The 6988-nt window shown below is 45.9% G+C and carries 5 protein-coding genes and 1 pseudogene; 1 reads left to right on the top strand and 5 read right to left on the bottom strand.

Features of this window, described 5'->3' with window-relative positions; genetic code table 11:
* The 4 genes from A1019T_RS01045 to lnt all read right to left on the bottom strand — a co-directional run.
* Positions 1-122, bottom strand: a 122-nt coding sequence (locus A1019T_RS01045; protein ID WP_143514058.1) for a helix-turn-helix domain-containing protein, incomplete at its 3' end; no start/stop codon positions are given.
* Between the two features lie 76 nt (positions 123-198).
* Positions 199-1773 carry a peptide MFS transporter gene (locus A1019T_RS01040; RefSeq protein ID WP_077450029.1) on the bottom strand — a complete coding sequence of 525 codons (1575 nt, stop codon included), beginning with the start codon at positions 1771-1773 and terminating at the stop codon, positions 199-201.
* A 286-nt stretch (positions 1774-2059) separates the two neighbouring features.
* Positions 2060-2467, bottom strand: coding sequence for a hypothetical protein (locus A1019T_RS01035; RefSeq protein WP_077450028.1), 408 nt, complete (start codon positions 2465-2467; stop codon positions 2060-2062).
* Positions 2468-2725: 258 nt separating this feature from the next.
* Positions 2726-4300, bottom strand: a complete 1575-nt coding sequence (gene lnt, locus A1019T_RS01030; protein ID WP_077450027.1) for an apolipoprotein N-acyltransferase — start codon at positions 4298-4300, stop codon at positions 2726-2728.
* Between the two features lie 263 nt (positions 4301-4563).
* Between lnt and recG the strand changes: the two genes are divergently transcribed.
* Entirely contained in the window at positions 4564-6804 is a 2241-nt protein-coding gene (gene recG / locus A1019T_RS01025) for an ATP-dependent DNA helicase RecG (RefSeq protein ID WP_077450026.1), read from the top strand.
* Positions 6805-6852: 48 nt separating this feature from the next.
* Here recG and A1019T_RS01020 read toward each other — a convergent pair.
* A pseudogene (locus tag A1019T_RS01020) lies at positions 6853-6988 on the bottom strand (IS982 family transposase); the annotation flags it as partial.

The following is a 6988-nucleotide window of genomic DNA, read 5'->3' as shown; positions in this document are numbered from 1 at the left end:
TTCTTTTTCCAACGCTGAATTGTCGTTGTACTGATTTGATATTCTTCGGCAAGCTCTCGATAACTGTAACCTTCGTCAAGCTTGTCTAATATCATTTGTCTGTAGTCTTTTGAATATGCCATCTTATCAGTGTATCTTATTTATGGGGCTATGACTATAGTAAGTAGCTTAAAAAACTGTCTTATATTTACAGCTTATTTAAACAGTATTGCGATGCTCATCCTCAGCTTCACTGCGATCTAACATGGCTCTGACTGGCTTTGATAGTGCCAATAGAATCAGTGCAGTCACCACCAAGAAGATAGTCATAGTGGTAAATAAGCTGGGTAATCCTTCAATGGTATCGGCTGAAACATGACCGCCGAAGAAGGCCGCTACCAAGTTACCCATGGCCAGAGAGGTAAAGAATAGCCCCATCATCTGACCTTGCATGCCTTTGGGGGCAAGTTTGGTCATAGAGGACAATCCCACTGGGCTTAAAGCCAGTTCGCCTAGCGTCAATAGTAACAAACTACCGGTTAGCCATAAAGGCGATACCAAGGTGTCCGGATTGGCAACCACTAACTTAGAGGCCATAATCATCAGACCAAAACCTGCAGCTGCCAGTAACATACCCAATGAGAACTTGGCCATACTACTGGGCTCAAGGTTACGCTTACCTAACCAAACCCAGATTACACTAACAATCGGTGCCAAAATCAAGATAAAAATAGGGTTTAATGACTGGAACCAGATACTTGGAATGTCAAATCCAAACACATTTAGGTCGGTATAACGGTCGGCAAATAAGTTAAATGAAGTCGGTTGCTGCTCAAAGCTTGACCAAAATAAAGTTGAACCAATAATCAAAATAAAACAAATTAGTAGGCGCAGCTTATCGGTTTTATCAAGCTTAGGAGAGATAAACATATAAGCGAAATACAATAAAACCATACCAGCGATGATATAGGTCATATACTCAGCAACCATACTCGGATTGAAGGGCATAATCCCTGTGGCAATCAGTACAATTAGCGCAATCAGAGCCGCTAAGAAGACCCCTACCCAACGTCCTATGTGCTGATACTGATCATTAGCCACTTCCCACTCGGGGGTAATGCCTTGAGCTTTAGCAAATCGTTTTAGGTTCTTTCGGGCAGCAAAACGGTATACCAGTAGCGATACCAGCATCCCTAAACCGCCTACGCCAAAGCCCACATGCCACATTTGTCTTTCTTGGAATAGTCCCACGATAAGTGCGGCCAACAAAGCTCCAATGTTAATCCCCATATAAAATAGGGTAAAACCACCATCACGGCGGGCGTCACCTTTGGGATATAACGCGCCTACCATGACCGAAATACAAGTCTTGAATAATCCTGAGCCTAGAACAATACACACCAGACCAATGAAAAACATTGACATGCCAAATAAGGCGGAAAGCGCGATAAATAAGTGACCTAAGGCAATAATAATACTGCCCCACCACAAAGCACGCTCTTGACCTAGCCAGTTATCGGCCAACCAACCCCCTGGCACCGCTGCTAGATACAAGGTACCAGCAAAAATCCCATAAATGGCCGAGGCTGTAGCATCATCAAAACCAAAACCTCCATTACTTATGGAGGCGACCATAAATAGCACCAGTAGCGGGCGGATACTATAGTACGAAAAGCGTTCCCACATTTCGGTAAAGAACAGAGATCGTAGTGGCTGAGGGTGGCCCATAAAACCATTGTCTAGCGCTTGTGCCTCAGCGGAAGCCCCTGTCCGATTTGAGTCTGCATTACTCATAGTCTTAATTCCTTGGTTGTATAACAGTTAAACATACCTCTCTCAACTGTACAGTGAACTCAGTCTATCTTTATATAGCAGTCTCTACAGCTAGCAGTTATGTTAGAGTCATTTCAAAAATTTCGGAGTAGTAGTCTGATATTTTATAAAACGAAGTATTGTTTCATGAGCGCAGCAGAGGGTAAAGAAAAATTAGTGACGTTATATTAAAAAAACCCGCTCTATCATATAGATAAAGCGGGTTTTAGCCTGTTTTTAACGGGCTTTAAACTCTCAAGACTGTTAATTACTGAGCCGTTTCAGTGGCCTCTGCAGTCGCTTCTGCTTCTGCTGGAGCAGCTTCTTGGGTTGCAGACTGTGCGTCTGTGGCTTCTGCTGTCGCTTCAGCTGCAGTGTCAGCCTCTGCTTCAGTAGTTGCTGTAGCTTCAGCTGCAGGGGTATCAACGGCTTCTGCTGCTGGGGCAGTCTCAGTAGCTGTCGCTTCTGCTTCAGCTTCAGGCTGTGCCGTTGCCTCTTCAGCAACCGCCGCTTCTTCAGTGGTTGCTTCTACAGCAGCTTTAGGCGCTACATGTTTGTCTGCAGGGCGTAAAAAGGCTGAAATACCAATAAGAAGTACGATAGCCAAAAATGCAGCAGTCCCTACCAAAGCGTAGGCAAATTCTTTTTTTGGTTTATTTTGGCTTGCATCTGCCATAGGTCACCTATCTGTATAATTTGATAAAGGTTTAAGAAGAGGGGTTCCTCTGCCATGTAGTATTTAATTCATGTGGTAGTTTGTCTACGTTGCGCCTAATAACCACACTTCAGCACTATATCACAGTCAGAACCGATCACATATCTTGCTATTATATCGCAATTTGCTACCTTTTGTGAAAACGCCCTGCCCAATTTGTGGATTAATAGTACATTTTTATCAATCAACCCTAAAGTTGCTGTTGTTTTTCGCTTAAATTTAGCGCTTAAAGGAGCGTTTACCCAAGTAGCTTAACACTAGCATCAAACCTATTAATAATAAAATAGGCGTATTACCAAAACGGACATAAGGCGTCATACCTGTGCGTGATTGCACCTCGCCACGCAGCACGGTGCGTTCAAACTGTGGGGCTCGAGCCACAATCTTACCGGTGTGATCAATAATGGCAGTTACCCCAGTGTTGGTGGCACGCATAAACCAACGACCAGTTTCTAACGAGCGCATCTGCACCATCTGTAAATGCTGTAGAGGCCCTGCTGAGGTGCCAAACCAAGCGTCATTAGAGATGGTCAATAAGAAATCAGTATTCTGCGCATTGCGGCGTGTGGTATCAGGATAAGCCACCTCATAGCACACTGCTGAGCCTAAATTATGACCACGCACTTGAAGGGGTGATTGATTGGCAGGACCCCGGCTATAGCTCATAATATCTTGACTGCCCGCCAAGTTAGGAAACAGATCTAGCGCCCCCTGAAACGGAATATACTCCCCAAAAGGTACCAGATTCTGCTTTTTATAAAGCCCATCCGCTTGTGCTCCTAGTGCAATAACACTGTTATAAAATGGCGCATATTTGTCCGTTTCCTGCTGATACGCAGCTTCATCTTTGTAAGGAATACCTGTGACCCAAGTGGTATCTGTTTGTTTGGCCACCTTCACTACTTCAGTGATAAAAGGCCAAGCTTCCGTTTGGAACATAGGGATAGAAGACTCGGGCCAAATGACCATATCCTGGTCCCACTCAGTACTGCTTAGGGTGGCATAAATCTCAAGTGTTTTATAACGGTAATCAGTCAGCCATTTAAGGTCTTGCGGAATATTACCTTGTATCAAAGATACTTTTATATTCTCGCTATTGGGTTTGGGCTGAGTCCACGCTGGATTGCCCAGCCACAGCCCAATACTCACTGCAATAAACAGCGCTGTCACCACTAAATAACCAGCCCGCTTACGAAACGCATCGACCAAACTCGCAGACAATAAAACTGCCACAAAAGATACCGCAAACACCCCAGCCACTGGTGCTAATGAAGACAACCAGTACTGCTCAGTGAAAGCATAACCCACAAAAAGCCACGGGAAACCAGTAAACAACCAAGTCTTCAGCCATTCTTGAAGCACCCATAAGGCAGCAAATGCCAACGGCTGCTTACCGACAAAGCGGTTGAAGATTAAGGCTAGAAAACCATGGAATAACCCCATACCCAGCCCCATAACCGCAATGGCCAAAAGGGCCAAAGGTGCCGGAATGTCTCCATAATCATGGATGGAGGTATACAGCCAAAAAGCGCCCACGCACCAAAGACCCATACCATAAGCTTCGCCGATAATAAAAGCCCGCTTGTTGCTCATCGGCCCCAACAATAGAGCGTATAGCAAAGCTGGAGAAATCAGCGCAATAATCCAATAACCATAGGGGGCTAGCGACAGCATGAACATAGCCCCAGCCAACCACGCCAAAATCACCGCAGTACCAATAGGCAACTGTGAGGTACTCTGGTGTTCATATGGTTGATTTAATCTGTCTTGCACATGTTGGGTTGAGGCTCGCATGACCGCTCCGGTAACTGGTATCTTTAGGGAAATAAATGGCTAAACTGGGAGGTTTGATTATTTAAATGGTTATCTAAAATAGGCTTAATAAAAATAGCGTTATCAAAACCACTATTTATAAAGCCAATAATATGCGTATGATAACAGTCTGGGCCAAAAAAATCTTAGGCCATATACAGGATATATAATAAGCTCTAATATCCGGTGAGACCGCCTCTACTATAATAAACCCCTCTTACATTCAGCCAATCAAGAGACTCGCTATGCCAACCTCTTTAAACCCCTCTTCACAGGCCTCTGCCAATACAGCCCAAACTGCTGTGGACCTGCCCGTCCATGTGCTGGCAGGTGTCGGCAGCAAGATTGAAGGACAGCTTGAGCAGTTAGGGATTGAGCGCCTGTTTGATTTGCTGCTGCATCTGCCTCGAGATTATGAAGATCGAAGTCGCTTGATCAATATCAATGACTTGCAAGATGGTCAATCTGCCTTGGTTGAAGGGCAAGTGACCTACGTGGATAACAAACGTAGTGGTATGACGGTAGTGATAGAAGATGCTACCGGCGCCTTACAGTTACGCTTTTTTAAAGTCTATGCGGGATTGGCGCAGACCATGACTTTAGGTACCCGTTTGAGAGTGTTTGGTGAGGTCAAAATAAGTCGCTATGGCGTGCAAATGGCGCACCCTGAATATAATGTGGTGGCTCCTAGTGCGCCTGTGGTCAATACCGGACTGCAACCTATCTATCCCACGGTAAAGGGTTTACATCAAAATAAACTACGCACCCTGCTTAAATTGGCTCTGCAAACTGTGTACCAACAAGGGCTCCCGCTTACTATTTTTAATAGCTCCGACTGGGAAGCAGTCAATCACTTGCCCGCTCCGTTACCAAAAAATGCTTATGGCTTACCTGTAACAACCCCTACTCAGCAAGCCGTTAATACCACTACCAACTCCTCAGCTCCAAGTTGGCAAAATCTGACTTTATTTGAAGCATTAACCTTAATTCATACGCCTCCGATGCACACCGATATCATGCTGCAAGTGGCGCAATTAGAGCAATTGAAAGAACGCACTCACCCAGCCTGCCAGCGCCTGATTGTCGAAGAGCTGACTGCACATCAATTAAGTATGCTTTATCGCCGTAAGCAATTGCACCAACACAAAGCACCTAAGTGCGATAAACAAAGCCCTCTAGCCTATAAACTGTTAGCCAACTTACCGTTTAGTTTGACTGCTGCCCAAAACAGAGTGGTCAATGAGATTACCAGTGACATGGCCACCTCTATTCCAATGCTACGTTTGGTGCAAGGCGATGTGGGAGCAGGTAAAACCTTGGTAGCTGCACTAGCCGCTTGTTACGCCTTAGACAGTGGCTGGCAAGTAGCTGTTATGGCACCGACTGAAATCTTAGCTGAGCAGCATTTGATTAACTTTAAAGCTTGGTTTGAGCCCTTAGGTATCGGTGTGGGCTGGCTAGCCGGTAAGCAAACCGCCAAACAGCGCCGCGAAGCGTTACAAGCTGTGGCTGAAAATGAAGTGCAGGTTGTGGTCGGCACTCATGCTCTATTTCAAGAGTCTGTAGTCTTTGCCAAGCTGGGGCTGGCTATTATTGATGAACAGCACCGCTTTGGCGTTGAGCAGCGCATGGCGTTAACTGACAAAGGCGTAGCAGACAGTACCCCGCACCAATTAATTATGACTGCCACCCCTATTCCGCGAACGCTTGCGATGAGTGCTTATGGCGATATGGATACTTCTATTATTGATGAGTTGCCGCCAGGGCGTACGCCGATTACCACGGTGACCATTGACCGTGCCCGCCGCGATGAGGTGATTGAACGGATTGCCGCCAACTGCAAAGAAGGCAAGCAGGCTTACTGGGTCTGCCCTCTAGTTGATGACTCGAGCACTTTAAATGCCCAAGCCGCTGAAGCCACTTATGCCGATTTAAGTGAGCGCTTAGATATTCGCATTGGGATGGTGCATGGCAAAATGAAAGGCGCAGAAAAACAAGCGGTCATGGCCGCTTTCAAAAACGGCGACTTGGATTTATTGGTGGCCACTACGGTAATTGAGGTCGGAGTGGATGTGCCAAACGCTTCGTTGATGGTTATTGAGAATGCGGAGCGTCTGGGCTTATCACAGCTGCACCAGCTACGTGGCCGTGTCGGTCGCGGCTCGACCAAAAGCTTCTGTGTGCTGCTATATCAGACCCCTTTATCTGAGACGGGCATTGAGCGTCTTAATGTGCTGCGTGACAGCAACGATGGCTTTGTGATTGCTCAAAAAGACTTACAGTTGCGTGGTCCAGGCGAGTTATTAGGCAAACGTCAAACCGGTAATGTCGGCTATTATGTGTCAGATTTAAGTCGTGATGACAACTTACTGATGATTGCCAGCCATTTGGCAAAGCGCTTGATCAACGATGACTCACGCAAAGCTGAGGTGACCCAATTAATTCACCGCTGGATGCCAGAGGCGAGCAAATATACCAATGTCTAAAGTTAACCTGAGTTCGGGATAAGAGCTTGCCTAAATCATTGAAACAGCTTAGTTTTTTGCAGCTTGTCCATAAGCCGACACGTTCTTGAGTGTCGGCTTAAAGGGAAACCAACAGTAAGCAATGAGTCCTGCTAAAAGATTAGCAGCGAAACCTGTGAAGCTTCGATGCCTTGAGTGTTCAATC

This window comes from Psychrobacter piechaudii (assembly GCF_900162825.1).
GTDB lineage: Bacteria > Pseudomonadota > Gammaproteobacteria > Pseudomonadales > Moraxellaceae > Psychrobacter > Psychrobacter piechaudii.
The sequence above is the reverse complement of the archived record's forward strand: the minus strand, read 5'-3'. Positions and strand labels throughout refer to the sequence as shown.